This is a genomic window from Kitasatospora sp. NPDC052896, assembly GCF_044547075.1.
Taxonomy (GTDB): Bacteria; Actinomycetota; Actinomycetes; order Streptomycetales; family Streptomycetaceae; genus Kitasatospora.
This window is the reverse complement of record NZ_JBITZU010000014.1, coordinates 1,031-3,043: the sequence shown is the minus strand read 5'-3', so window position 1 is coordinate 3,043 and position 2,013 is coordinate 1,031. Positions and strand designations below refer to the sequence as shown.

General features: G+C 74.8%; 1 protein-coding gene and 1 pseudogene. Both read right to left on the bottom strand.

Annotated features, from left to right (window positions below):
• Positions 1-137: 137 nt before the first annotated feature.
• Positions 138-947, bottom strand: coding sequence for a tetratricopeptide repeat protein (locus tag ACIGXM_RS24665; protein ID WP_396564639.1), 810 nt, complete (start codon positions 945-947; stop codon positions 138-140).
• A 123-nt stretch (positions 948-1,070) separates the two neighbouring features.
• Positions 1,071-2,013: pseudogene (locus ACIGXM_RS24660) on the bottom strand (hypothetical protein); the annotation flags it as partial.

The following is a 2,013-nucleotide window of genomic DNA, read 5'->3' as shown; positions in this document are numbered from 1 at the left end:
GGCCCCCCGCGGGGGGGCCCCCGGGCCCGCCGCCCCGGGGCGCCGCTGGCCCCGCCCCCCCCCCCCCCCCGGGCCCCGGCTCGGCGGACGCGATTCGCTCGCGTCCGCCGAGCCGGGCCTCGGAGTGCCGGGTGGCGTCAGTCGCGCTCGGCGTCCTGACCGCCACGCGCCTCGCGGTCGCGCAGCTCCTGCTCCACCTCTTCGTCCTCTACCTCGTCGATTTCGAGGTCGTCCTCGTCGTAGAACTCCTCGACGTCCTCGTCCTCCTCGAAGATCACCCGGTCGTCGTCCGAGCGGGCGGCGCGGTCGCGACCGCTCTCCTCGGCGGCGGCCGGCTGCTCCTCCTCCGCCAGCTCGGGGTCGAGCGCGTCCACGAACTCCAGCCCGTCGATCTCCGCGAGCCGCTCGGAGGCGTTGGTGGAGCCCTCCGGGTCGGCCTCGGCGGCCTTGGCGAACCAGTCCCGCGCCTCGTCGGCCCGGCCGGCCGCGATCAGCGCGTCGGCGTAGGCGTAGCGGAGGCGGGCGGTCCACGGGTGGACGGTGTTGGAGGCCAGCTCCGGGCTCTGCAGCGTCACCACGGCGGCGTCGTGCTGGCCCAGGTCGCTGCGGGCACCGGCCGCGACCAGGCGCATCTCCACCTGGCCCGCCTTGTCCAGCTGCTTGACCTCGGGCTCACCGGCCATCGCCAGAGCGCGCTCCGGGCGGCCCAGACCGCGCTCGCAGTCGGCCATCACGGGCCACAGGTCGGCCCGGCCGGTCATCCGGCGGGCGGCGCGGAACTCGGTCAGGGCCTCCGAGTAGCGCTGCGTCATGTACGAGGCGAAGCCGGCCGCCTCGCGGACCGAGGCGACGCGCGAGGCGAGCCGCAGGGCGACGCGGGAGTACTTGTAGGCCTCCTCCGGCTCGGTGTCGAGCAGGCGGGCGACCATGACCAGGTTGCGGGCCACGTCGTCGGCCAGCGTCTTCGGCAGGCTCAGCAGCTCCTGGCGGACGTCGGCGTCGATCTCCTGGCCCGAGACGTCCTCGGGGATCGGCAGGCGGTGGACCGGCTCGTGGGTGCGACGGTCATCGCGGTCGTCGCGCCGGCCCTCGTAGCGGCCACGGCCCTCGTACGGACGGCCGCCTCGGTCGCCCGACGGCCGGTCATCGCGACGGAACCCGCCACGGTCACCGGACGGCCGGCCGCCTTCACGACGCGGCCCACGGTCACGGTCGCCGTAGGGACGCTCCTCACGACGGAACCCACCACGGTCGCCCGACGGCCGATCATCGCGGCGGAAGCCACCGCGGTCGCCGGAGGGACGGTCACCGTAGGGACGCTCCTCACGACGGAAACCACCACGGTCGCCCGACGGCCGGTCGTCACGGCGGAAGCCACCGCGGTCACCGGAGGGACGGTCACCGTAGGGACGCTCCTCACGACGGAACCCACCACGGTCGCCCGACGGCCGGTCGTCACGACGGAAGCCACCGCGGTCACCGGAGGGCCGGTCACCGTAGGGACGCTCCTCACGACGGAACCCACCACGGTCGCCCGACGGCCGGTCGTCACGACGGAAACCACCGCGGTCACCGGAGGGCCGATCATCGCGGCGGAAGCCACCGCGGTCGCCGGAGGGACGGTCACCGTAGGGACGCTCCTCACGGCGGAAACCACCACGGTCGCCCGACGGCCGGTCGTCACGGCGGAAGCCACCGCGGTCGCCGGAGGGACGGTCACCGTAGGGACGCTCCTCACGACGGAAACCACCGCGGTCACCGGACGGCCGGTCGTCACGGCGGAAACCACCGCGGTCACCGGAGGGCCGATCATCGCGGCGGAAACCGCCACGGTCGCCGGAGGGACGGTCATCGCGGCGGAAGCCACCGCGGTCGCCGGAGGGACGGTCACCGTAGGGACGCTCCTCACGGCGGAAACCACCGCGGTCGCCGGAGGGACGGTCACCGTAGGGACGCTCCTCACGACGGAAACCACCGCGGTCACCGGACGGCCGGTCGTCACGGCGGAAACCC